This is a genomic window from Gilliamella sp. B3783, from assembly GCF_026536125.1.
Taxonomy (GTDB): Bacteria; Pseudomonadota; Gammaproteobacteria; order Enterobacterales; family Orbaceae; genus Gilliamella.
The window spans coordinates 106,295-132,668 of record NZ_JAFNOU010000007.1 but is presented as its reverse complement, the minus strand read 5'-3'; the positions used below and the strand labels follow the sequence as shown (position 1 = coordinate 132,668).

Genomic DNA, 26,374 nt, shown 5'->3' with positions numbered 1-26,374 from the left:
ATATAGTTAACTTCGCTACTATAAATTTATTTTTCCTGATTTAAACATCATTTTATTTATAAAAAGTAAGTTGTTTATTGGGTTAATACTTGACTATAATAATCAACTATTAGATAGCATTGTTGGTACTTCGTGATGAAAGATAAAGATTTAGTTTGCTACAAAACGTTTCCTGTTTGGGATGCAAAAACGTTACCCGATTTGTTTTGTGAAAAACATAATACACAACTAGGTACTTGGGCAAAATTAAACATTATAAAAGGTCATATCAATTTTGATATGTTAACCGAGCAAGGCGATATCGTTTCTCAATATGTTTTTGATGTTGAGCATCAGCCTCCATTTATTGAGCCTCAGCAATGGCATCGAATAGCTCAAGTTTCAGATGATTTGCAGTGCCAGTTGGCTTTTTATTGTCAACCTGAGGATTATAGCCAGAAAAAATATCAGATGACTAAAACCCATTCTGACGTGTTGGAAGTCTGTCAAATCATTCAGGCCGGAAAAGCGCTAGATTTAGGTTGTGGTTCAGGCCGTAATTCACTCTATCTACAGCTACTTGGTTTTGATGTTGATGCCGTTGATAAGTCAGAAATGAGTATTAGTAATTTACAAGAAATTATTGCAAACGATCATTTATCGCATATCAATGCATCTATTTATGATATTAACCAGGCTAATTTAAAAGGTAACTACGATTTAATTATTTCAACTGTTGTAATGATGTTTTTACAACCAGATAGAATTCCCGATATCATTCATAATATGCAAAACATAACTAAAACGGGTGGTTATAATTTAATTGTTTGCGCTATGTCAACTGATGATTTTCCTTGCACTGTAGGATTTTCGTTTACGTTTAAAGAGAATGAGTTACTTAATTATTATCAAAATTGGGACATCCTAAAATACAATGAAGATGTTGGCGAACTGCATAAAACGGATATCCATGGCAACCGAATAAAGCTCCGCTTTGCGACGCTGTTAGCCAAAAAACGATAATATTACAGGAATTTATCCTGCAATATCTTTTTAATTATTTCTCCAGTATCTTACCTACTTCAAACCATGCTTTGCGAGAGTTCAATAGATCTTGAGCTGACATCGGTTTTTTACCTGCGGGTTGTAAAAGTGTCATATTTAATGCGCCATCACTTGTTGCAATACATATCCCTTTTTTATCCGCTTGTAAAATAGTACCAACAGGTTGATTGTTGGATGTTTTTATCACTTCTGCTTGCCATACCTTTACTGGCTCGCCATTAACGTCAAAATAACTCACAGGCCAAGGATTAAAGGCGCGAATGCAACGTTCAAGTTGCTGTGCCGATAGGTTCCAATCAAGTTTAGCTTCTTGTTTAGATAATTTTTCAGCGTAAGTAACCTGTGATGGATCTTGTTTTTCGGGTTGGATTTTTCCTTCGGTAATTAGTGTTAAGGTATCAAGTAGTCCTTGTGGACCTAATTGTGCCAGTTTGTTATATAACGTTGCACTGGTATCAGAAGGTTCAATTGGACAGGTGAGCTTATATAACATATCACCCGTATCAAGCCCAGCATCCATTTGCATAATCGTAATACCGGTTAAAGTATCACCTGCCCAACAAGCGCGTTGAATAGGAGCTGCGCCGCGCCATCTTGGTAATAATGAACCATGCACATTTAAACAACCTAGTTTAGGCATATTAAGCACAGCTTGCGGTAAAATAAGACCATATGCCACCACAATCATAATGTCGGCATTGAGCTCAGCAATGATTTTTTGATTTTCTTCAGTTTTGAGTGTAGCTGGTTGATAAACCGGAAGATGATTTTCGATGGCTAATTGTTTAACCGGACTTGCCGTTAACTTATTACCACGCCCAGCAGGACGATCGGGCTGAGTAAAAACAGCTATCACATTATGTTTCGCTTCGATTAAAGCTTGTAGGTGTTTGGCTGCAAAATCAGGGGTACCTGCAAAAATAATGTTTAATGGCTTGATATTTTGTGGCATGTATCTTTATCCATAATCAGAAAATAATGAGTGGCATTATAACTGAAATTTTCTTGAGAATCTTTAAACAGAAAGGCGCTTAATTGATAATTAGCGCCTTTGCTTCAAGATAGAGAATAAGTAAAAATTTTATAAAGGTAGATTTCGTTTAATCATACATTCTTTAAAAACTTCAAAAACTTTTTGATTTAATTTCTTACCGTATTTATAGTAAATACCATAATTAAAAAATGTCCAAAAAACACTGTCTTTATATTTTTTGGTCATATTATAACGGCGCATCAGTGTGGCATCACTCATTTTGCCAGATTCAACTTGTTTTATAGTTCTATAACATTGAAACTTAGCCAGTAATCCGATAAAAGTCAGTAAACCGATAATAATCGCGGCTGCAACCGCTAGAGCTAAAATAGTTTGTAGAAAATTCATCATTTTTTAATTCTCCTATTCATTAATTTCGTGAAGTATGTATTAATATTATCAGTTATCAATCATTATAGCCGTTAAGCTTTAAAACGGGAAGAATATTGGCACTAAAGCAATATCAACCGCCATCACTAAAAAGGTTAATGGTACGCCAACTTTAACAAAATCACTAAAACTATACCCCCCAGGCGCAACTACCATCGTTTTAACTGGCGAAGAAACGGGTGTGATAAACGACGCAGAGGTTGCGATGGCAACAGTCATAGCGAATGGATAAGGGGAATAACCAAATTTTAAGGCTAAATCAATCGCAATTGGCGCGATTAATATGGCGGTCGCTGTATTAGAAATAAATAATCCGACAATTGAACATAATAAAAAAACAAAGGTAAGTACCATATATGGACCAAAAGATCGTAAATGGACTTCAAGCCAAGCCGAAATGAGTGATATACCACCAGTTTTATTTAGTGCTAATGCAAAAGGCATCATCCCTATAATTAAAATTAATGTTGGCCAGTGTATTGACTTGTAGGCGTTAGTCATATCAATGCATTTTGTTGCGCCCATTAATAAACAGGCAATAAGTGCTGCAACAACATTTGGCACAATACCGGTTACCATTAATATAATCATGATAGCTAAATTAATTAAGGCAGCATAAGCTTGTGAGCTTGCTGGAGCAATGTCATCGATATCGGAAGGATAATCGAGTACTACAAAATCACTGGTACGGGTTTGTAGTTTTTGAATTGATCCCCAATCTCCACAGACTAACAGGGTATCACTCATTTCTAATCGTTCTTGGAATAAGTTATTAGTTTCAACAGGAGCATGATTGCGCCAAATACCGATTACGGTCAAAAAATATTTACTACGAAAATCGATTTCATTAAGTGTTTTACCACATAAGCTTGATTCCGGTAATAAGGCAACTTCAGCCATACCGACCTCTTTAACTTGTTCTGAAAAATATTCACCACGCAATACCTTAGGTTCAAGATTATTGGTATTTAGAAAAGTACGATAGTCAGCTTCGGAGTGTGACATATCAAGCAGTAATATATCGTTTTCTCTAAATTCCGTTGAACCATTGACGGGAATAAGAACCTTTTGGAATTTACGCCAACGTTCAATACCAATAACATTTACGCCATGTTCACTACGCAAGTGTAGGCCATCGATGGTTCGACCAACAAAAGGTGAACCCGCTAAAATTTGCGCACGATGTGCTCGACCAATTAATTTATAGTCACGAATCAAATCCGTAATTCGTCGTCTTTGCGGTTGAATTGTTGTTGGCGCAAGTTGATCTGCGGTAAGCAACCAGTTACGAGTTAATACACAGTAAATAAGACCAACAAACAATACGCCTAAACCTATTGGCGTAATTGAGAAAAAACCAAACTCAGTTAATTTAAAATGGCTAAGTTCACTATTTACGACTAAATTTGGTGCAGTTGCAACTAAAGTCATCATACCGCTAATAAGAGCGGCAATACAAAGTGGCATCATCAATTTTTTGACATGAATACCCGTATGATTGGCAATACTGATAGCAACCGGAATAAAAATCGCAACTACGCCAGTAGAACTCATTATTGAACCGAGTAGAGCAGAGCCCAGCATAATATAAATGATGATACGAATATCGTTCTTACCCGCTATTTTTAGGATATATTCACTCATTTTAAACGATATACCGGTTCTAACTAGGCTTTCACCAATGATAAATAATAATGCAATAAGAACGATATTGGGATCGCTAAATCCGGCTAATGCTTCAGATGGTGTTAATATACCTGTAATGGTAATAGCGGTAATTGTCAGTATCGCTATTATGTCCATTCTCAATTTACTAAACGAAAATAGTAAAATTGCGATCAATAACAATATACAAATAATTAATAATGGAAAATATTGGGATAAATAATCAGGTAACAGAGCAGAAATTGATGATATTAACCCATGCTCAGATGACAATTGTTTCACAAAAGCAACTCTATGAAGTAAATACTATGTTAAACATAATACATTGATTTATTGTAATAGGGAATATTATCCAGTCAAGTTATCTTAAAATTGCCCACTTTATTATTACATTTTTAACATTTTCTGCTGTTTTTTTTATAACCTATTCGCATTATGGCAAAGTAGGTGTAATTTATGCATCTAAAAGTGGAATAAAACAATAAAAGTTTTTAGGAGAAACTATGTCATCAAAAAAATCAGTAGCACAAATTATAGTCGATGTTTTAGGTGAAGCCGGAGTTAAACATTGTTATGGGATTGTGGGCGATACATTAAACCAAATTACATCTGCCATTAAAAAAAGTGATATTGAGTGGGTGCACGTTCGTCATGAGGAAGTGGGGGCTTTTGCTGCAGGCGCTGAAGCTTATCTAACTGATCAAATAACTGCATGTGCAGGTTCATGTGGACCAGGAAGCTTACACTTTATTAATGGTATTTACGAAGCGCAACGTAATAAAGTGCCGGTTATTTTATTAGCAAGCCAATTGGTTACTTCACAAAGAGGAACTGATTTTCCACAAGAAGTTGATTTTCCATCTGTTTATAAAAATTGTTCGGTATTTTGTCAGGAAATAAATGATCCAACACAAGCAAGACAAATAACCACAGCGGCAGTTCAAGCTGCGATTAATCAACGAGGCGTTGCTGTTTTAGTCATTCCTTATAATATTAGTTTAGAAAAAGTAGAAGATAATAGTGGTCATAAAATTTACCATCCTAAACCAATTATTCATCCTTCTAACGAAGAACTTAATCAAATTGCCGATATATTAAATAAAAATCATAAGATAGCAATCTTTGCCGGACAAGGCGCTCATGAGGCTCATGATGAATTAATTGGTCTTGCAGAAAAACTAAAAGCGCCAATTGTGCATACATCAAGAGCCAAAGATTTTGTTGAATATGATAACCCATATAATGTGGGTATGACTGGTATGTTTGGGGTTGAATCAGGTTCGACCGCAATCAAAGATTGTGACGTACTACTGATGTTAGGTGCTGATTTTGCTTGGTCACAATTTTACCCAAATAAAGCAATCATTATCCAAGTTGACATTGATGCTACGCATCTTGGACGACGTCATCCTGTGAGTGTGGGCGTTGTTGGTAGTACTAAACCAACAATTACAGCTTTATTGCCATTAATTAACGAAAAGCAAGAGACAGCTTTCTTAGTGAAATGTCGTGAGCTATACACCAAGTCAATGAATAAATTAAATAAAAAATCAATGCCTTCAAAAGCAACCATTCATCCTCAATATTTAACTGAATTAGTGGATAAATATGCAACAGATGATGCGGTTCTTTGTGCTGATGTTGGATCTGCTATGGTTTGGGCATGTAGACATTTTAATACTAATGGTAAAAGACGCACCGTAATTAGTTTAAAACATGGCACAATGGCAAATGCGATGCCTCAAGCGTTAGGTGTACAAAAGGCATTTCCTAATCGCCAAGTCATAACTTTATCTGGTGACGGTGGTATTAGTATGTTGATGGGGGATTTATTAACCACCATCCAAGAAAAATTACCAATAAAAATTATCGTACTTAACAATGGTTCACTTAATTTTGTTGAATTAGAGCAGAAAGTAGAAGGATTGGTTGATCATTATACCGACCTACAAAACCCTAATTTTGCTAAAGTTGCTGAATCTATGGGATTGTTTGCAATAAGTGTAGAAGACTCTGATCTGCTTGAAGCAGCAATGCAATCATTTTTATCACACCCAGGCCCTGCATTGTTGGATGTGAAAACCAGCTCAAATGAGCTTGTTATGCCACCTGAAATCCAAGCGTCACAAGTGATGGGTATGGCACTTTATAGTGTAAAAGCCTCATTGCACGGCAAAATGGGAGATGTAGTTGATTTGTTAGTGGATAATTTCATTAAAAAATAATTCATGCTAAGTCGCCTAATGATGTATCATGAAGTTTAAGATAAAGGCTAATTACATGATATATTAAGATTTCTGCCGCAACATGCGGCAGAAAATCGAATTAAAAGCTCACCGCCCCTTGTTCTGCTGAAGTTAAATTTTCCCGAATAACCGAAAAAAGCTCACGGCCATAGCCATAATGAGAATCATGTAAATCAAACGCATAAGGTTGACGCTTAGCGAGTTCAGCTTCATCTACAAGTAAAGTGATTTCACCCGTTTGACCATTAACTCGAATAATATCACCCTCTTGCACTTTACTTAACAATCCCCCTTCGTAAGCTTCTGGCGTCACATGAATTGCTGCTGGTACTTTGCCTGATGCACCAGATAATCGACCATCCGTTAATAACGCAACTTTGTACCCACGATCTTGTAAAACACCGAGTGGTGTAATCAGTTTATGTAATTCAGGCATACCAATTGCTTTTGGTCCTTGATAACGAACAACAACAACACAATCTTTATCTAACTTACCTGCTTTATAATCTGCATCTAAATCATATTGACTATTAAATATTACTGCTGGTGCTTCAATTATTTGATGCTCTTTAGCGATAGCAGACGTTTTCATAATAGCTCGCCCTAAATTGCCAGACATGACTTTTAAGCCGCCATGTGAATCAAATGGCTTTTTAATTGATGCGATAACATTTTCGTCGAGTGATTTGTTTGGACCTTCGCGGAAAATTAATTTACCATTTTCTAAAATAGGCTCTTTGGTATAGTGGCTAAGACCTCGCCCAACAACAGTTTCAACATCTTCGTGTAATAGACCACCTTCAAGCAATTCTCTGACAAGTAGTGATGTTCCTCCGGCAGCTTGAAAATAATTAATATCAGCTGGGCCATTTGGATAAATTCGACATAAGAGTGGAACAACTGTTGAAAGATCCGAAATATCATCCCAATTAACGATAATCCCAGCAGCCTTAGCCATAGCAACAATATGCATTGTTAGATTGGTTGAGCCACCTGTCGCGAGTAATGCAACTAGACCATTTACAATTACTTTTTCATCAACCATTTTACCAACAGGCATATAATTACCTGATTGATTTGTGAGGCGGGTAATTTGCTGCGCGGCTGCATTAGTTAACTCAAAACGTAATGCTGTTTCTGGATGGACAAATGCGGCTCCGGGTAAATGTAATCCCATAAGTTCAATGACCATTTGATTACTATTTGCGGTGCCATAAAAAGTACACGTTCCACTGGTATGGTATGACGCTGATTCAGATTCTAATAAATCTTCGCGGGAGGCTTTTCCTTCTGAATAGAGCTGGCGTATACGAACTTTTTCTTTATTTGGCAAACCTGAAGGCATTGGGCCGGCTGGTATAAAAATAGCAGGTAAGTGCCCAAAAGTGAGCGCGCCGATAAATAATCCTGGTACAATTTTATCACATATACCAAGATATAAAGCGCCATCAAACATATTGTGTGACAAACCAATAGCAACTGACATAGCAATGATATCTCGACTCATTAACGAAAGTTCCATCCCCGGCTCACCTTGCGTAACGCCATCACACATGGCCGGTACACCGCCAGCCATTTGGCCAACAGCACCTAGTTTATGCAGCACTTTTCGTATCTGTTCTGGATAAAACTCATAAGGTTTATGTGCTGATAACATATCGTTATAAGCACTAATAATGCCAATATTACTTTTTAATATATTTTTTAAGTCATTTTTATCATCAATACAACAAGCGGCAAAACCATGTGCTAAATTACTGCAAGGCAGATTGGCTCGATTGACTCTGTTAGACATGGCATGTTCTATTTTCTGTAAATAAGCTTCACGCGAAGCTTTTGAGCGCGCTATAATACGCTGTGTAACTGCTTGAACTGTTGGATTCACATTAACCTCTTAATTTTTATTGTTATATTCTTTTAATTTTTATATGTTAAAAGCAGTGGCAAATTGAACGGATGACGTTTTCAGTATCGTTGATAACCCCTGCTAATGGCTGTTCGATATTGATGGTATAAACCTCTTTTTCATCAGGCGTCGGCTCTTCTAAGGTATCAAATTGTGATTGCAACATATTGGCTTTTTGATAATGCCCTTCACGTTTTGCTAACCGTTCAGCAATAACATTAAAGCTGCCTTTTAAGTATATAAAGTGAATATTTTCATTTTCACCCCGAATAATATCTCGATAGCGTTTTTTTAACGATGAACAAATTATGATCGAAATATTATTAACATTACTCATTGCAAATGCTGCATTACTGATTAAATGGAGCCAAGGCATACGATCATCATCATTTAATGGGATACCATTACGCATTTTTATGATATTTGCTTTAGAGTGTAAAAAATCACCATCAAGAAAAGCAGCATCAAAGTCATAAGCCACTTGCTTTGCGACAGCCGATTTTCCGCAACCAGATACTCCCATAAAAACAAAAACTTGTTTATTTTTTTTAGTCATTGTTTATCCTTATTATTCCTTTGTTACGGGTAACATTTTGTCACATTAATCTTTTTTTGCAATAGATAAAACATTTTTTTGTGATCGTGATCAGATTTTATCTCTTGCTATCTCAATTAGATGGAGATGATTTATTTCTCTTTATTTGAAAAAAATAGATTTCGATCACAAAACTTATTATTGCTGTTTGCTTTTATATTCGAAAGAAAATAATCTTTCGATATAGCTTTTGTTTTCGAAATAACATAAATCAAGTATGGAGATTAATTATGAAAAAATGCCGGCTTCTTTTCGAAGACAACCTTGTTTTTAAAAATCAATTAGAAGCATTAACCTATATCAGTGAGCAATTGCAGCAAAAAACAATTGTTAAAAAAAGTCATTTGCAAGCACTTATCGCAAGAGAAAATGCCTTTCCAACCGGCATTGCATTTGATAATTATGCTGTTGCGATTCCTCACTGTGAAGCTGAACATGCCAATACCCCTGCTATTTTTATTTTGCGAACAGGTTCACCGGTTGCTTTCAATCGGGCTGATGATGATAGTTTAGTTGATGTCTCGCTAATTATTTCGTTAGTTGTTACCTCGCCTGCAGATCAATTAGCGCTTTTAAAAGCCTTATTTACTAATTTGCAACATGAAGAATTTTATCAGTTTCTTCTAAATGCATCGCAAGAACAAATTACGACGCATTTTGAAAATGTAATATTTCATCAATGAGTTACAGGAGTTTTTATGAAAAAAAAGATTATTGTTGCCTGTGGTGGTGCTGTTGCAACTTCGACATTAGCCGCGGAAGAAATAAAAGAACTATGCAATGAAAATAATATTCAACTTGATCTTATTCAATGTCGTATAAACGAAATAAACACGTTTATTGATGATGTCGACTTAATTTGTACTACAGCAAAGATGGATCAACAGTTTGGTGATATTCCTATTGTACATGGCATGCCTTTTGTGTCTGGTGTAGGTATCGATCAACTCAAACAAAAAATCTTATCTATTTTAAAAGGATAAATCTATGTTTACTGAAATTATGCAGTACATTTTGGATCTAGGTCCATCAGTAATGTTACCTATTGTCATTATCCTATTTTCGTTAGCATTAAGAATGAAACTGGGTGATTCATTAAAAGCTGGAATCCATATAGGTATTGGTTTTGTCGGTATTGGATTGGTTGTTGGTTTATTAACTAGTTCGGTCGGACCTGCGGCGCAAGCAATGGCGGAACGGTTTGATATTAGTCTTAGTATTGTTGATGTTGGATGGCCAGGTGCAGCGCCAATGACTTGGGCCTCACAAATTGCCTTAGTTGCCATTCCTATCGCCATTGTCGTCAATATAGTTATGTTAATTTTAAAATTGACGCGTGTGGTGAATGTTGATATTTGGAATATTTGGCACATGACATTTACAGGTGCACTTGTTTATATCGCGACTGGTTCTTATTGGTTAGGTATTTTAGGTGTTATTGTTCATGCCATTATTGCTTATAAATTAGGTGATTGGTTTGCTAACGATACAAAAGATTTTTTTGAGTTAGATGGAATTGCCGTGCCTCATGGTACCTCAGCATATTGTGGTCCGATAGCTGTGTTTGTTGATACAGTAATTGAAAAAATCCCTTTCATTAACAAAATTAATTTTAATGCTGTTGATATGCAAAAACGGTTTGGCGCATTTGGCGAACCGGTTACAGTTGGTTTATTTATGGGGATATTGTTAGGATTACTTGCAGGTTATGGCGTCAAACAAACATTACAACTGGCGATTCAAACCGCGGCAGTCATGTTATTAATGCCAAGAGTGATTAAACCCATCATGGATGGATTAACTCCTATTTCTAAACAAGCACGTAAACATTTACAGTCAAAATTTGGCGGGCAAGACTTTTTAATTGGTTTAGATCCTGCCTTATTACTCGGTCACTCAACAGTCGTATCTGCCAGTTTAATTTTTATTCCATTAAGTATTTTTATTGCCATTGTGCTGCCCGGTAATGAGGTATTACCTTTTGGTGATTTAGCAACAATTGGCTTTTTTATCGCAATGGGTGTGGCGATTCATCAAGGCAATCTATTTAGGATTATTATTTCCGGTTCAATCATTATTGCTATTACGCTTTGGATTGCAACTCAAATGGTGCCACTAACCACTCAGCTTGCCGTCAATGCCGGTACTATTACTGCTGGTAATGGCATCTCGGTTGGTGCGATGGATCAAGGTGGTTCGCCTATTACCTATATCATGGTTCAGTTAGTTAATTTAAATCAACCTATTGGTTTTGCAGTTATTGGTATCTTTTATTTGTTCTGCCTGTATTTAACCTGGAAACGAGCACAAAAACATAAATTATTGCAACAGCAAATAATAGCAAAAGACCAGATAAATCAATAAATTCGAAGTTGCACTTTAAAAAAAATTAACTGGCTTTGACTATGCGTAATAAGTCAAAGCAATACATTAACAAAATGTGATGACTAACGTAAGGAAATGAAAATGAAAACAGTTATTGTCAATGAAGGCGGAACTTTAGCTGTACAACATGTTGAAGTACCTAAAATAACCTCGCAAAATCAAATTTTAGTAAAAGTGGCTTATTGTGGTTTATGTGGTTCTGATATCCCAAGAATCTTTCATCATGCTGCACATTTTTATCCAATTACACTGGGTCATGAGTTTAGTGGTACCGTGGTTGAAAAAGGCGAGGCAGTCACAGGCTTTGCAATTGGTGATTTGATCTCTTGTGTGCCTTTATTGCCTTGTTTTAAATGTGATGAATGCCAAAAACACTATTATTCACTGTGTAAAAACTATACCTTTGTCGGATCAAGAATGGCAGGTGGATTTGCTCAATATATAGTATTAGATCAAAAAAACGCATTTAAATTACCCGAAGGAGTAAATGCATTGGAAGGCGCTTTTTTTGAGCCAATGACAGTGGGTATGCATGCACTATTATTGGCTAAAGGATGCCAAGATAAAAATTTAGTGATTGTTGGTGGTGGCACAATAGGGTTACTTACCCTGTTATGTGCCAAAGCGATGGGGGCTAAATCGATTACGGTTGTTGATATCAATGATGAGCGTTTAAAACTAGCTCAAAAATTAGGCGCTGATGCTGTCTATAATTCTAAAGATTTAACCGTTCAAGATATTCATCAAGCTTTGTCATCATGCCGTTTTGAGCAAATTGTTTTAGAAACTGCAGGATCGCCTATTACGGTTAAATTAGCTATCGAAATTGCCGGTCCTAGGGCCAAGGTCTGTTTGATTGGCACACTGCATAATGATCTTACCTTGCCAGAAAAAACATTTGGTTTGATTTTAAGGAAGGAGCTTGCAATCTTAGGTAGTTGGATGAACTATTCCGATCCTTGGCCTGGTAAAGAGTGGCAACTGGTGAGCCAATTTTTTGTAGACGGCAAAATTAAGCTTGATGATCTCATTGCTGTGATTGGTGATTTTGACGCTTTTGTTCATGAAGTGAGTAGTTTGAATGGACAACCCATGAATGGCAAAATTTTATTGAATTGCCGTTAGAATTTTAAATTAATTCCACCATGAAAAAGAGCGCTTATCTTTTGATTTTGTTTGTTATACACTGCTGAAAAATTTTCGAAAAAGGAAATAATATGAATGCAAGTGAAAGACGACAACAGATATTAGCGCTTATTAATATGAAAGGTACTTTATTGGTGAGTGATTTATCTCAGCAATATGATGTTTCAGAAGTCACGATTCGAACCGATCTCAGATTGCTAGAAAAACAAGGCGTATTAATACGTTTTCATGGTGGCGCAACTAAAATCGTTGATAATGGAGAAATGAAATCGTTTAAAGAGTTGCAATTAGAAGAGCGCTATCAGCGATTTATAGAAGCAAAAAAACGTATTGCAATTGAAGCAGTTAAACATGTTAAAGAAGGTGATACAATTATTTTAGATAGCGGTAGTACAACTATGCTAATAGCTGAAGAGCTGGTAAAACTAAAACATATTACAGTGATTACCAATAGTCTGACGTCAGCATTTATCTTATCAGACAATAGTGACATCATGTTGTTTATGTGTGGAGGTACGCTCAGACACAAAACACGTTCTTTTCATGGAAAAATTGCTGAGCAATCATTAGCCGGCATTTCAGCAGATATTTTGTTTGTTGGCGCAGACGGGATTGATGCTGAAAGAGGAATAACAACGTTTAATGAAGGTTATACTATAAGTAGCGTTATGGCTAAAGCTGCAAAACATGTGATTGCGGTTTTAGATTCATCGAAGTTTGGGCGTAATGGTATCAATGTTGTGTTACCTATGAGCCAGCTTGATGTAATTATTACAGATGTTGATGTTAATAGTCGATGTAAACAAGAATTTGAAGCAAAAGGTGTTGGTTTTATAGCTGTATAAAATACAAGGATGATGGGATTTCGATGGAATGTCGTTTATAAAAAAATCATCAATTTCAGCTTATCCAATTTAAGCAAAGACTAATACTGTTACAAACTTTTTTCTTACATCATATTAACCAAATTAAGTAAGTTGAATATTTCTCATAAACAATAGTAGAGCATCATTTGTGTAGGAAAAAAACATGATATTAACCATTACAATGAACCCTTCGGTGGATATCTCTTATCCACTGGCAAAATTTAACATTAATGATATTAATCGAGTAAAAGACGTCAGAAAAACAGCCGGAGGGAAGGGACTGAATGTAACTCGGGGGATTAAATATTCGGGGATAGATGTATTAGCTTCGGGTATTGTTGGTGGCACTACGGGTGAATATATTCAAAAAAAATTGACTGAAGATGATATTAAATATGATTTTTATATTACAAAACAGGAATCAAGAAATTGTATAGCGATTTTACATGAGGGGAATCAAACTGAAATTCTTGAATCAGGCCCTATACTTACTGAACAAGATGTGATTCATTTTTTCAATCATTATCAAACACTATTAAGTCAGGCCAAAGTAATCACAATTTCTGGATCGTTGCCCCAAGGTTTTCCTGTTAATTTTTATGCTCAACTTATTGAAAAAGCGAATAAAAACAATATTCCCGTTTTACTTGATTCATCTGGCAACATGCTGCATGAGGTGTTAATCTCCCAAAATAAACCATATTTGATAAAACCCAATAAGAGTGAACTACAACAAATTCTACAAGTTAATATTGATGAACAAAATATTGATTCACTGATTTCAGCGGTTAATCATCCTTTGTTGGATAACATCGCTTTTGTCATTGTATCATTGGGTAAAAATGGCGCCTTTGCTCGTTGTCATGGACAATATTATCGAGTAACAATTCCTAAAATTAATGTGGTTAATCCTGTCGGTTCTGGAGATGTAACTTTAGCTGGGCTGGCTGTTGGTATTCACCAACATGAACCGGTAGAGGTGATGCTTAAACGAGCTATGACGATGGGCATGTTAAATACGATGGAGTCACAAACTGGTTTTGTCAATATGCAAAACTATGATGGCTATTTCCAGCAAGTTGTTGTCCAACAAGTAATGGATAAATAACGCTTGAAAAGGCGGGGCTATTTAACTTATTTCATCTTAATAAATACTAAAAAGCACAATAATAAAGTTAGCAGATAACGACTTTTACTATTTATCACTTGTTAACTATTTCAACGGTGAGTTCATGTGGCTATGCAGTCGCAGCCTGTTGTGATACTTGTGACAATATCAGCAGCGTATTGTTGTGTTGAGATTGAATGTTTAATGAGTCTCTATACAGGTATGGCAAAAGTGATTGATTGACGTTATTTGCATTAAATGGAAATCAGTTAATGCAAAAATCGATAGAACAGTAAATTCAATGTAGTCGTACAGGAAAATTATAATATGCAAGCTAAAGGACTTCTTTTTGATTTAGATGGGACATTAGTCAACTCATTATCAGCAGTTGAGCGTTGTTGGTTAAAATTTGCCAAGCGTCATCATCTAGATCATGATTATGTGTTGACTTCAATTCATGGGCGTAAAGCGATTGACAATATAAAGCTTTTTTTACCGGATAAACCTAATGAAGAGATAAAACAAGAGTTTAACTGGATGGAGCAATTAGAATCACAAGACTTAGATGGCATAGGTGAAATACCCGGCGCGAGTAAATTTTTACAATTGTTATCATCGCAAAATATACCTTGGGGCATTGTGACTTCTGGCACTAAAATAGTTGCTGAATCTCGATTCAACCTGCTTGGCGTAGCGAAACCACCCGTTTTTATCACGGGTGAAATGGTAGCAAAGACTAAACCTGCTCCGGACGGTTACTTGCAAGGCGCAAAAGCACTTGGATTACTTGCTGAGCAATGTATTGTTTTTGAGGATTCGATTGCGGGAATACAATCTGCTTTTAATGCTAAATGCCAAGTTATTGGTGTTAATTTACTTAACTGTGCTCAGGCAAACGTTGCATTGAACATTAATAGTTTTGATGAATTAATCATTAAAAAAGTTATGCCAACGGATATTGTGATTTCAAAAATTAATGCTGAATAACCTTAGATAAACATAATGGATAGTAAGCATAAAACGCAGTTAACAGTTTTTGCTTACTATTAATAAATAACACTATTTGCTGATATCATCCATCACTTGTTTGAAGGTGGTGAATGAGCAAAGTCCCATTGCATTTGTTGGGCATTTTGTCATGTTTAAGGTGACTTTTTGTGGTGGATTATCACGATTCAATGGTGATAAGTTGCGAATTTGATCTGTAGATTGATAAAAATACTCAATTTTAATAAATTTTTCGCCACTACTGTTGTTTCGCCATTTTTCGAATACCACTTTGCCGCCAATAGGTGTTGTTTCAAACTGGTTTGGTAAGTTATAAGGTTGAATCTGCATTGTTGAAAATAAAGAAGCTACATTGGAGTCATGCCCTACTAAAAAAGTAAACTTTATAGTTGAGTCATTTTCAGTGAATGCTTGATTAATGTAATTAACTAAATTTGCAGCGACGTGTTTTGCCACAACAGGTGAGCCAAACAGAACCTTATTATAATCTTCTTTAATGGCAACAAGCTGTTTAAATTGCTGCTCATTTTTTATTTTGCCCCAAGCTACTTTTGCTAAAGGTACGCCTTCATAGTATTGTAATATAAAGGCATCGGCAATAGATGTTCCTGTTCGTAGTGGTCCAGTAATACCAGGTTCTTTACCTTTTTCGATGATCAATTGTGTTGGTAAAGCAATAAAGTCACATTGCTTGTTGTTTAAACAATCTTTTGATTTTGGATAATTGATGACATTAGCCATGTCTCGATAGGCTTTATTTAGCTTTTTATTTAACCCGTCAATACCATTAGAATCTGCATTTTGATTAATTGAATTAATCGCAGCTTGTTTAAATTCAGGACTATCATCTCGAATAACAGGGAAAAACAGTGGATCCATCGTACCGAGTTTTTCTTTATGAATAATAGGCACTATGCAGCCAGGAAAAGCACCAACCGCAAAATATTGTCCGGTCGCAATTGTTCGTTGAAGGCTGTTGGTATAAATGTAAACATCTTTTTCAGTTGGGCAACTATCGGCATTTAATAATTTATTATCCACAAGCCATTGGCTAAAATAGTGACCAAAATATGTTTCTAACACACCGCCGCGTATGGTCAAATAACTCGCTGGTGTATCCCATTGTGGCCATTGGTTTGGCGTGACTTTCCCTAGTGTGCTTGTTGGACTTGCTAATGGTGCACGTAAACCATGACGGCTAAATACGACCACTTGTTCTAAAGTATAATCATCTAGCGTATCTGTTGCATATGTTGAAAATGACAACAATGCTGTTAAACCTAATATTCCTTTAAATAGGATTTGTTTCATATGACCTCCTTTTATGTCATTTAAAAACGTGAGTTATAACATTGTTATACTCTTTTGGTTATAGCATAAAAATATTCTTTAGGCGTGGTTTAGTGATCATAATTATGCTTTGTTCAGCATTTAGCAAAAATAATGATCATCATATTCTTTTGATTTATATACCACTTTACCATTAACAATAGTTGCAACTAGTTCATTTCGCTTATTAAGTAAGACTAAATTAGCTAATTTATTGATGGAAATACTACCTAAATCTTCATCAATACCTAATGCTTTTGCTGGGTAATAGCTAGCATGTAGCCATGCTTGTTCAAAACAAATATCTGTAAATTTAGCAAAATTGTTAACAGCACGATCCAGCGTTAATACACTTCCAGCAAGACTTCCTTCATCGGTGCGTACAACATTATCTTGCATATGTACGACTAATTTGCCTAATTGATAATCTCCATTAGGCATACCGGTTGCTCGCATAGCATCAGTGATGAGTAATAAATTTTTACCACAACATTTGTGAGCAATCGCAACAGCTGCAGGATGAACATGGTGGCCATCAACAATGATTTCTGCTTGGCAATTGTCAATACTGAGTGCTGCGCCAACAACACCGGGATTACGATGCTGTAAACCTGACATCCCATTATAACAATGTACTACGCCACTTGCGCCGGCCAACAGTGCCGCTTTAGTAGTTGAATAGTCTGCATCAGTATGTCCTAGCATGACACGTATTTTTTGGCTAGATAGCCATTTGATTATCGCTATCGATTCAGGATATTCAGGCGCTAAAGCGATGCACTTTAATGTCCCTTCTGCAAGTTTTAACCATTTTTCAATGAGTAATTGATTGGGGGCATGTAGTAGTTCTTGTGGGTGTGCACCTTTGTGTGTTGCGGTAAAAAAAGGTCCTTCTAGATATGACCCAAGTAAGGTTGCACCAGATACCCCTTGTTTAATACTATTTTTTACTTGTATTAAAGCCGCTTCAATTTTTTCATGACTTTCCGTTACTGTTGTTGCCAAAAAAGCACCTACACCACGCTGTGCTAGAAAACGACTCATGGTATCAAGAGCGGTATGCGTTGCATCCATCGTATCTGCACCCATTACGCCATGAATATGGGTATCAATTAGTGCTGGTAATACCTTAATCTCATTGATACTCGTTTTATCACTAAGCTCAATATTGGTGATTCTATCTTTTTCAATAGTGATAATGGCATTTTCTAACCAACCAATAGGTGTTAAAACTTGTTTTGCATGAATTTGCTTAGATGCCATCTGAACATTCCTTCTCATAAGTTGATTTTTTTTGTTGTTCATGCCATAAACTACTAATACTTTTATCGGCATTTTCAACAATTTTTAAACGTAAGGTTTGCAAATCCAATTCATCGCGTTGTAACAATATTTCTAATAATAGCGGCATATTAATACCACTAATCACCTCGATTTTCTCAAATTCGAAGCTAAGCGTAGCCGATAGTTTAAAAGGAGATCCACCAACAATGTCGGTCAAAAAAATGACGCCTTCACCGGTATCGTTTGATTTTAATGATGCTTTGAGCTGTTGTTCAAGTTGTTCACTACTCATCCCATCAGGAAAATCAACTGCGCTAAATTGTATTTGCTCGCCAATAATTTGTGTTGCAGCCTGAAAAAGGCCGGTAGCAAAGCTACCGTGACCGGTTAATATCACACCTATCATAATTTGTCCTTTATAAAAAACCAACTAATTTACCTAAAACACCAATTACTACAGTTAAACCAATTAATTTAACCGGTGAAAAGTTACGTTTCATGAGTGAATAAACCATTAATGTAAAGCCTAACGGTAATAGATTAGGCATTAATTTATCCAGTACATCGGTTTGTAGTGCAATATGTGCCTGTCCTGCATTAATTTCTAGTGGTGTGGCTAAATGTACATACGAAGCAACTAAAGCACCAATAACGGTCATGCCAACTATTGATGCAGCATGCGAAATACGTTTAGTGTGCGTTTTTAATAATGGTAAAGTGCTGATACCAGCCCGATAACCGTAGTGAGCAAGGCCAAAACGTAATCCAAAGTGTACCACGTTAAACATTAATAGAAAGATAATTGGTCCAAATAAGCTACCTTCTAATGCCAATGATGCCCCAATTCCTGCACAAATAGGTAATAATGTCAGCCAGAATAATGCGTCACCTATACCGCCTAAAGGCCCCATTAATGCAACTTTAACTGCTCGGATGGTTGAAATATTTTCTTTGCCTTTTTCCATGGCTAATACCAGTCCAGACAAGAATGTCGCATCAAAAGGGTGGACATTAATAAATTCCATATGCATATGCATTGAATTTTTTAAATCATCTTTATTTTGATGAATTTTTCGTAATGCAGGTAAAATTGTAAATAGCCAACCGCCCGCTTGCATACGTTCATAATTGAATGAAGCTTGTAATGCAAGTGATCGAAATGCCATACGATTGATATCACTCTTAGTTAATGTGATATTTTGGCTTTGATCACTGTAGGTATCGGTCGATACTTTGCTGGTAGCTAACGCTTGTTCCATACGCTTTTCTGCTTTTTGTGCCATTTGGCTTTCACTATCGTTATTAAATCCCATCTTCCACCTCCATTGAGCCGGCTGGCTTGTTACTTTGATTGTTATCACGGCTATAATTAAAGAAATCGATCATTGCAATGGCAAGTGCGCCTAATGCAATTGCCAAAATAGGTAATTTTAGAAATGTCACGCCAAGAAAACCGAGAATAAAATAAGCGATATAAGTTTTTTTCATCATAATTTTCATTAACATGGCAAAGCCAATTGCAGGCATCATACCACCGGCAATACTTAACCCATCAAGTAACCATTGTGGTGATTTTTTGACTAACTCAGTAGCTGCATCTGCACCAAAATAGATAGGTAAAAATGCGACAATAAAATAGAAACAAAATAATATAATCATTCCTAAGTAGTTGACCCATTCAATACCTTTGAAGTTGAGTTGATCGACAAATTTGTCGCATTTATGCATCATTGGTGAGTAGATAGTAAATAAAATAGTAATGCAACCTTGCACTGCAATAGCAAAAGGTACGGCAATTCCAATCGCTACTTTAGGATCGGCATGAGTTAAAACGGCAAATGTGGTACCAATTACACCACCAATGACCACATTTGGTGGTTGTGCACCGGCTAACGGTACCATCCCCATCCAGACCAATTCCAATGAACCGCCAACATATAAACCTGTTGTGACATCGCCCAAAATTAGACCGACCAAAGGACCAATAACAACCGGTCTATGTAAATGCGTGAGTCCATCAAACAGATCAACGCCAGCAATACCTGCTAATAGCCCAATTAATAACGCATCGATTAACATATAGTGCTCCCTGTTATTAACAAAAGTTGAGTAAATCTGAAATTTTTTCACCGGACTCATCGGGCACTCGGCGAATTTCGCAAGTGACACCCAATTGGTGAAGTTCTTTAAATGCGGCAATATCACTTTCGTCAACCGATACCGTTTTATGTATCTGTTTTTTCCCTTCTGAAAAATGCATATTACCGACATTGACAAATTTGATAGGTACGCCACCTTTTACTAGCGTAAGAACATCTTGTGGTGTTTTACAAACAATAAAAATTTTTTGACGATCGGCGGCTTTGCCGATGATGTCGATCGTTTTTTGCAAAGTAAAATAACGGGTTTGAATACCTTCAGCGATGACCATATCCATAAGGTTTTGTTGGACTGGATCTTGTGCAGCACTGTCATTGGCAACTAATAATAAATTAGCACCAAGTGCATTTACCCAAGTGACTCCGACTTGACCATGGACTAAACGATTATCTATGCGTGTCATTAGAATATTTGGCGTCCCCATACTGATTCCCTCCTTAGTGGTTTGATATAAAATAATTACCGTTTAGACTCGATTAAATGGATAAATAGTCACACCTTTTACAACCCTATTTACTTCACCGGTAGGACATGGATTGTCGGGCGTTAAGCCACAGCTTAATGATTTTTCAAAAGCGAGCATTTGGGCAAAAACAAGATAAGGGAAGAGTAGCCAACAATCAGCCAGATCACTATCAATCGATAAGACATTTGGGGTGTTATTGTTTTTGCCACTAAGGGCTAGAACATCGGTAGCGATATGATCGTGAACTAACTCATTAAATAAATCGTTATCATATTTGTGTATATAGGCATCATTCGAACATAAACAAATAACTAGACTTTGTTTATCTACCATAAATTTAGGACCATGGCGAAGCCCTAGTATTGAGTCAAAACGGCTGGCTATTTTGCCGGCAGTTAGTTCTAAAATTTTTAATGCTGATTCTTGAGCAAGTCCGGTAAAACAGCTACTACCCACATAGATCACTCGTTGATGTGATTTTGCTGCTAATTGTTTAGTAATATCTTGCCAGCTTATCAATTTTTGCTCTGCTATATCAGCAATTTTATTAACAGCATTGAGAGTTGTTTGGTTATCAAAATGACCAAAAATTAGTAATGTTGCTAGCATCATGCTGCTAATACTCGATGTCATAGCAAAGCTTAAATCATTGGTACCTTCTGGCATAATGAGCTCAAAAATTCGTTTGCTATTGTTGGCGTTAGCTGCATATTGGGTTAAAGCACTATTCGGATTACAAGTTATAAAAAGGTGATAACAATCTGCCACTAATTGGTCAGCAAGTTGAACTGTTGCCACACTTTCAGGACTGTTTCCTGAACGCGCAAAGGATATGATTAAGGTTTTTTTATTAGGACGTAGGTATTGTAGTGGATCTGCGACAATTTCGGTTGTGCCATAGGCAAAAAAGTTGCGGTGGGTATGCTCACGAAGCCAAGGAGCAAGTGCAACACCACCAAAAGCAGATGAACCAGCGCCAGTTAAAATGATATCTGAATTGGCATCAGTCAGTATAGGTTGCAAAAATTGTTGTAGTTCAGGTTGTTTTTGCTGGATTAGTTCAAGAACTTCGCGCCAAATTTGTGGTTGTTGCCAAATTTCTTTAGCGGTATGTTGTGCATTACGTTGTGTTAACCAATCTAGTGAATAATTAAAGTATTGTTGCATAATAAGAACCCTGTTTAGTAATTAATTTGTTTTGATAAAAATAAAGTCGTTTATGAATCTGCAATAACGACATTGATGCCTAATGTATGTAATTGCGTTAAGTAGTCTTTTGGAATTTTTGAATCAGTAATTAGCGTATTAATACAATTGATCTTTTCGATCAGACAAAAACTTTTACGTCCAAATTTGGTCGAATCAGTAATAGCAATAATGTCGCTTGATACTTGACACATGATTCGATTAACAACAGCTTCAGCAAAATTAGGTGTTGTGATCCCAGCATTTAAGTCAAATCCATCAACGCCTAAAAAGAGCTTATTGAAGTGAAACATTTTTAGTTGCTCTTCAACAGTAGGGCCTGAAATCGAGTAGGCTTTTTTTCTAATATTGCCACCAGCAATAATCACATCAATATCGGTATTGGTTGATAAGTCGTAAGCAATATTGATAGCGTTGGTAAAAACAATTAAGTTTTGTTTTTTATATAAATATGGCACCATTGCTGCTGTTGTCGAGCCAGAATCAAGGATAATACGATCGCCATCTTGCACTAGCTCAGCAGCTTTTTGGGCTATTTTATTTTTTATGTTTGAATTGATGCGGCTTTTATCTAACAATGGTTTATCAAAGGCAAAGGCCTTATTTAATATAGCACCACCATAACAGCGTAATACGCAGCCTTTATCTTCTAAATGACGTAAATCATTACGAATAGTCACTGTTGATACTTTAAATAATTTACTCAACTTATTAACCGAAACTGTATTTTGGTTATCAAGTAAATGAATTATTTTTTCTCGGCGTTGTAGTGTGGTCATCATTTCATCATTCATAACACGTTCATTCACATTACTTTCATTGAGTTATTAAATTTAAACACACGAAAGACAATGAAAATGATAGATAAGTCACAAAATGCTTTTATGAAAATAACGGTAAATATTGCTTTCTTTTTTAAATTAAACGAAAGAAGTGGGGAAATAGGAGAAAACAAAAAATAGAATATTATCAGTAAATTTAGTCTGTTAGGTAATTCTTGATAAGAAGTAAAAGAAAACAATTTGACCAATTTACAAAATAGTCGATTTCGATTAGCAAAGTGATCTTGATCACAAGTTTTATCTTTTCATATAAATATGAATGTTTTTAAAAAGCGTGTATTTGTGGTTATTTAGATTGTGGATGGTTTATGTAAAACTATTTAGTTATTACAAATATTGTATCTGGGTTAAAAGGATAATGCGGTGACTTTATTTTTTTATATCTATAAGGGATTTTTTTGATTTCAAATTGTAAGCACTTGATGTTTAGGTTTTTATCGTTTTAGTCATAATTTTAAATAGGGATATGTGCTGCAAAATACCCTAACATTCTAACGCAACATCAAGGACAAAGTTGTTTTTAATCCTCCTTTATGTGTTATCCCGAATTAGAGAGTAGTACTAAATATTTTTATACTTAAACACATAAAGTTCCTTAAAATTTCTGTCAGAAACTTATTTTGCAATTTTCTCGTTTTTGATGCAATTGGTTCATTGACCGTTTTATTGAAGCGATTATGTTTGAATTTTATCAATTAAATCACATGACATTACGAAAAATAGGTGATTTAGGAAAGAAGATGAAAAAAGTAATTATTGCATTGTTAATTGTCACCTTTCTTGCTGGTTGCTCAACTACTCCGACTTTATTGAGTGAAGCTAAGTATACCCCAAAAGAGAGAATTTTAGGATTTGACAATAGAGTCGATAATTATGCCAATTTGGTATTAATAAGAGATAAAGGCTTTGTCGGTAGTGGCTGTTATATTAATGTATTCATTAATGGTAACGAGGCAGCAAAGCTACAAACAAAAGAGTATGTTTCATTGTATGCACCTAGTGGAAACATTTTAGTTGGCGCATCAATACAAGGAAAGGGATTGTGTAGTTTCAATGCACCTCGTCGTGAACGTGAATTTACCCTTAACAATGGTGAAAAAAAAGTGTTCCGTTTGTTTATAGATCAAAATGGCAATACAGATATCTTGCCAACGACTATATATTAATCTGTTGACCAGAATATAGTACAAAAAGCATGTTATTATTGTCGTATTTGAATTGAGATTTAAGCGGGGGACAGATCATCCCCCTTTGGGTTAACACGTTATCACCAAAATTAACAATATCTAAATCACATAGAATAAACAGTACCCAATTTTGTAAAAACGTTAAGAAAATAAATGCGTTTCAGTATAAAATTTTAGTGTATTTTAACTAATAATCTTTTATCTGGTTTACATTTTCAATACCTGTTTTCTTTCTAACATGATTAATCACCATCATGACGACAAAAGCAATAATGGTCAGATAGATAATAAACATGCCATATGTTGCTAACATATCAATTAATGAACGTCCTCGCATGGCAAAATCTCGGAAAAAGCGAAAAAGCCACACTAAAGGAAAGGCATGACTGATATAATAAGCCCATATTGGCATGATACCTACGGCCATGGTTGATCCCCCCATGATAAACCCAGGTGGTACCAAAAAGATCATACGACTAGCTCCTTCACCTGGGTTGTTGGTGTTCCAAGATAGCAATAAACCTAACCAGCCAAAAGCAAGTCCTGTCATAAAAATACTCGGTACAAAAGCAAAATAATTACCATCAAAGCGTAATTGTCCAAATATTACTAATATAGCCGTAATCAAGGTTAGCCCTGTTGTATAAAATAGTGCATAAGGTATTGTTCTTGCCAATAATGGCATAAAACCTCGTTCTAACACCGTTTGCCACATGCCTGTTACTTTTAGGCGACCTATGATCATTAACGATGTTAAACCATAAGTTAAAGAAGAAAAAAAGTAGACAAAATAAATAATGGTCGATATGGTCGAAGAACTTGCTGGGTTAAACATATACCGTGTTTTGATTTGCATTGGTGATAATGCTGCCTCGGTGCCTTCACGACCTAATCCTAACGCAGAAACACGACTAACACTTAGCTCCGCACCTGATTCAGGTATATATTCATTCAGACTTTGTAACACTTTCGCATTTTGCGCGTCATTGGTGTCATCGGCAAAATAACCTAAACGAACGGTCTGATCACCTTTTTTTAAACTTTTTTCTAAGCCTTTAGGAATATATAACACCCCCAAATTACGATCGTGTGACACTAGGGTAATCGGATTAACCGGTGATCTTATCACTTCAGCAACTTGGATATAAGGTGAAGTGTTCACTTTACTAATTAATTCAGTAGAATATTTAGAACCATCAAGATCAATTACCGCAATTTTACCTTCAAACACGGCTCCATGACTAAGAACGAGCGAAAAAATGAGTGCAACAATTGCCGCTAAACCGATCGCTACTTTATAATAAGGTATAAAGTGACCGGACAGCATAGCATCAAGCTCTTCAAGCATAGATTTAATCATGTTTTGCATTATCGATCGACCTCTAATGTCATACCCGTTAATAAGTGTGGGATAGGATCAACATAAATTCTAACTTGATAAGATGTTAAGTCGGCTTGTCCTCTTTCTCGAGTCATGCGTAAATCAGCAAAAGACGGCGCTGCAGTCGCAAATCTAACCTTGCCTTTAACTGTTTTATCAAGCGCAATTACATTAGCACTTACGCTAGTACCTGGTTGGAAATCGTTAACCATCTTTTCATTGACATAAATATCAACATATTGACGATCAGTTTCTAACAGCACTGCTGGTGCGCCAGTAGGAACTAATTCCCCTTCTTCATACATGAGTTTTAAGACTTTTCCATCTTCTGGCGCGGTAAGGGTTAATCGTTGATAATTGATCTCAAGTTGTTTTAATTCTGCTTGTGATTGTGCTAATTGTGCACGCAATTGTGCTAATTGATTTTGACGATTTTCAATATTATGACGCGCATTAATAATCGATTGTAAAGTCATGCCGGTAGCATTTTTAGTTTGAGCAAATTGTTTTATTTGATCTGGTGTTGCACCGACCATTAATGTAGCTAATTGACTTTGTAATTGGATAACACTCATCTTAGTTGAAATATAAGTATTACGCGTACTATCTAATTGCGATTGTGATGCACCACCCGTTTTACGAAGTTGGGTGTGGCGATCATATTCTGTATTTGCAAAATCTCTTGCTGAAATTGCCGCATCAATATTGGCTTGTGTTGATTCAATATTTCGCCACGTTGATACTTCTGATAGATTAGTTTCATCTTCAGCAATTTTTATTGCGGCCTGTTCTTGATTAATTGCCGCTTCTTGACCTGCTATTACTGCTTTAAGTTGATCAATAGCAAGCTGTGTATCGGTATCTTCCAGTACCATTAAAACATCACCTTTTTTCACATGTTGTGATTCTTGGACGGTACGTTTTAACAATTTACCACTAACATTTTGGAAAGCGACATTAATTTCATCAGCAGTGAGTACACCTGATTTAATGCTTTTGGCAACCGATACAGCGTCGTTTCGAGAACCAAAATAAATTAATGTTGATCCTAATAAAAGCAGTAGTAAAAATATAACGGGGATTTTAATATTTTTTGGCATATTCATTATAGCTTATTTTCCATTTAT

Annotated in this window: 25 protein-coding genes; 10 read left to right on the top strand and 15 right to left on the bottom strand. The window is 35.9% G+C overall.

What is annotated here, in order from left to right; all coding sequences use genetic code 11:
- Positions 1–135: 135 nt before the first annotated feature.
- Positions 136–1,002 (top strand): SAM-dependent methyltransferase TehB, encoded by an 867-nt coding sequence (gene tehB / locus J3U59_RS08520; protein WP_267333927.1) that lies wholly within the window; start codon positions 136–138, stop codon positions 1,000–1,002.
- A gap of 34 nt (positions 1,003–1,036) precedes the next feature.
- On the opposite strand, the gene fmt is transcribed toward tehB, so the two are convergent.
- The 3 genes from fmt to J3U59_RS08505 all read right to left on the bottom strand — a co-directional run bounded on the left by fmt (position 1,037) and on the right by J3U59_RS08505 (position 4,324).
- Entirely contained in the window at positions 1,037–1,996 is a 960-nt protein-coding gene (gene fmt / locus J3U59_RS08515; RefSeq protein WP_267333926.1) for a methionyl-tRNA formyltransferase, read from the bottom strand.
- 129 nt (positions 1,997–2,125) lie between these two features.
- Complete coding sequence (locus J3U59_RS08510; RefSeq protein ID WP_065634471.1) at positions 2,126–2,428, bottom strand: hypothetical protein; 303 nt, start codon at positions 2,426–2,428, stop codon at positions 2,126–2,128.
- Positions 2,429–2,506: 78 nt separating this feature from the next.
- Positions 2,507–4,324: an SLC13 family permease gene (locus J3U59_RS08505; RefSeq protein WP_369126357.1), complete on the bottom strand. Its 1,818-nt coding sequence runs from the start codon at positions 4,322–4,324 to the stop codon at positions 2,507–2,509.
- Positions 4,325–4,635: 311 nt separating this feature from the next.
- On the opposite strand from J3U59_RS08505, the gene J3U59_RS08500 reads away from it, so the two are divergent.
- Positions 4,636–6,357, top strand: a complete 1,722-nt coding sequence (locus J3U59_RS08500; protein ID WP_065634472.1) for a thiamine pyrophosphate-dependent enzyme — start codon at positions 4,636–4,638, stop codon at positions 6,355–6,357.
- A 100-nt stretch (positions 6,358–6,457) separates the two neighbouring features.
- Here J3U59_RS08500 and edd read toward each other — a convergent pair whose 3' ends face one another.
- Positions 6,458–8,263 (bottom strand): phosphogluconate dehydratase, encoded by a 1,806-nt coding sequence (edd, locus tag J3U59_RS08495; RefSeq protein WP_267333925.1) that lies wholly within the window; start codon positions 8,261–8,263, stop codon positions 6,458–6,460.
- 46 nt (positions 8,264–8,309) lie between these two features.
- Positions 8,310–8,840, bottom strand: a complete 531-nt coding sequence (locus J3U59_RS08490) for a gluconokinase, GntK/IdnK-type (protein ID WP_267333924.1) — start codon at positions 8,838–8,840, stop codon at positions 8,310–8,312.
- Between the two features lie 269 nt (positions 8,841–9,109).
- Between J3U59_RS08490 and gatA the strand changes: the two genes are divergently transcribed.
- The 7 genes from gatA to J3U59_RS08455 all read left to right on the top strand — a co-directional run bounded on the left by gatA (position 9,110) and on the right by J3U59_RS08455 (position 15,371).
- Entirely contained in the window at positions 9,110–9,562 is a 453-nt protein-coding gene (gatA, locus tag J3U59_RS08485; protein ID WP_267333923.1) for a PTS galactitol transporter subunit IIA, read from the top strand.
- 15 nt (positions 9,563–9,577) lie between these two features.
- Entirely contained in the window at positions 9,578–9,862 is a 285-nt protein-coding gene (gatB, locus tag J3U59_RS08480) for a PTS galactitol transporter subunit IIB (protein WP_065634476.1), read from the top strand.
- Positions 9,863–9,866: 4 nt separating this feature from the next.
- Entirely contained in the window at positions 9,867–11,243 is a 1,377-nt protein-coding gene (locus tag J3U59_RS08475) for a PTS galactitol transporter subunit IIC (RefSeq protein WP_267333922.1), read from the top strand.
- A gap of 102 nt (positions 11,244–11,345) precedes the next feature.
- On the top strand, positions 11,346–12,389 hold the full coding sequence (locus J3U59_RS08470) for an alcohol dehydrogenase catalytic domain-containing protein (RefSeq protein WP_267333921.1): 1,044 nt from the start codon (positions 11,346–11,348) through the stop codon (positions 12,387–12,389).
- Positions 12,390–12,481: 92 nt separating this feature from the next.
- On the top strand, positions 12,482–13,255 hold the full coding sequence (locus tag J3U59_RS08465) for a DeoR/GlpR family DNA-binding transcription regulator (protein WP_267333920.1): 774 nt from the start codon (positions 12,482–12,484) through the stop codon (positions 13,253–13,255).
- Positions 13,256–13,439: 184 nt separating this feature from the next.
- On the top strand, positions 13,440–14,384 hold the full coding sequence (locus J3U59_RS08460) for a hexose kinase (RefSeq protein ID WP_267333919.1): 945 nt from the start codon (positions 13,440–13,442) through the stop codon (positions 14,382–14,384).
- 327 nt (positions 14,385–14,711) lie between these two features.
- Positions 14,712–15,371 (top strand): HAD-IA family hydrolase, encoded by a 660-nt coding sequence (locus J3U59_RS08455; protein ID WP_267333918.1) that lies wholly within the window; start codon positions 14,712–14,714, stop codon positions 15,369–15,371.
- Between the two features lie 72 nt (positions 15,372–15,443).
- Here the strand turns inward: J3U59_RS08455 and agp are convergent, their stop codons facing one another.
- From agp to agaR, 8 genes are all read right to left on the bottom strand, one after another.
- A complete protein-coding gene (gene agp, locus J3U59_RS08450) occupies positions 15,444–16,703 on the bottom strand; it encodes a bifunctional glucose-1-phosphatase/inositol phosphatase (RefSeq protein ID WP_267333917.1) in 1,260 nt (419 codons plus the stop codon).
- A gap of 120 nt (positions 16,704–16,823) precedes the next feature.
- Positions 16,824–17,984: an N-acetylglucosamine-6-phosphate deacetylase gene (gene nagA, locus J3U59_RS08445; protein ID WP_267333916.1), complete on the bottom strand. Its 1,161-nt coding sequence runs from the start codon at positions 17,982–17,984 to the stop codon at positions 16,824–16,826.
- Positions 17,974–18,411 carry a PTS galactosamine/N-acetylgalactosamine transporter subunit IIA gene (gene agaF, locus J3U59_RS08440; protein ID WP_267333915.1) on the bottom strand — a complete coding sequence of 146 codons (438 nt, stop codon included), beginning with the start codon at positions 18,409–18,411 and terminating at the stop codon, positions 17,974–17,976. The genes nagA and agaF overlap by 11 nt, the downstream gene beginning before the upstream one ends.
- Positions 18,412–18,421: 10 nt before the next feature.
- Entirely contained in the window at positions 18,422–19,318 is an 897-nt protein-coding gene (locus J3U59_RS08435) for a PTS system mannose/fructose/sorbose family transporter subunit IID (protein WP_267333914.1), read from the bottom strand.
- The gene (gene agaW / locus J3U59_RS08430; RefSeq protein WP_065634485.1) at positions 19,308–20,084 is read right to left on the bottom strand and encodes a PTS N-acetylgalactosamine transporter subunit IIC; all 777 of its coding nucleotides are present in this window, start codon (positions 20,082–20,084) and stop codon (positions 19,308–19,310) included. The genes J3U59_RS08435 and agaW overlap by 11 nt, the downstream gene beginning before the upstream one ends.
- A 16-nt stretch (positions 20,085–20,100) precedes the next feature.
- Complete coding sequence (gene agaV / locus J3U59_RS08425) at positions 20,101–20,589, bottom strand: PTS N-acetylgalactosamine transporter subunit IIB (RefSeq protein WP_267333913.1); 489 nt, start codon at positions 20,587–20,589, stop codon at positions 20,101–20,103.
- Between the two features lie 42 nt (positions 20,590–20,631).
- Positions 20,632–21,798 (bottom strand): SIS domain-containing protein, encoded by a 1,167-nt coding sequence (locus J3U59_RS08420; RefSeq protein ID WP_267333912.1) that lies wholly within the window; start codon positions 21,796–21,798, stop codon positions 20,632–20,634.
- A 50-nt stretch (positions 21,799–21,848) separates the two neighbouring features.
- On the bottom strand, positions 21,849–22,619 hold the full coding sequence (gene agaR, locus J3U59_RS08415) for a transcriptional repressor AgaR (protein WP_416379600.1): 771 nt from the start codon (positions 22,617–22,619) through the stop codon (positions 21,849–21,851).
- A gap of 800 nt (positions 22,620–23,419) precedes the next feature.
- Here agaR and J3U59_RS08410 point away from each other — a divergent pair.
- On the top strand, positions 23,420–23,845 hold the full coding sequence (locus J3U59_RS08410; protein ID WP_267333910.1) for a lipoprotein: 426 nt from the start codon (positions 23,420–23,422) through the stop codon (positions 23,843–23,845).
- Positions 23,846–24,053: 208 nt separating this feature from the next.
- Here J3U59_RS08410 and J3U59_RS08405 read toward each other — a convergent pair whose 3' ends face one another.
- Both J3U59_RS08405 and J3U59_RS08400 read right to left on the bottom strand, forming a co-directional pair.
- Positions 24,054–25,235, bottom strand: coding sequence for an ABC transporter permease (locus tag J3U59_RS08405; protein ID WP_267333909.1), 1,182 nt, complete (start codon positions 25,233–25,235; stop codon positions 24,054–24,056).
- The gene (locus J3U59_RS08400) at positions 25,235–26,353 is read right to left on the bottom strand and encodes an HlyD family secretion protein (protein WP_065634490.1); all 1,119 of its coding nucleotides are present in this window, start codon (positions 26,351–26,353) and stop codon (positions 25,235–25,237) included. The genes J3U59_RS08405 and J3U59_RS08400 overlap by 1 nt, the downstream gene beginning before the upstream one ends.
- Positions 26,354–26,374: the final 21 nt, after the last annotated feature.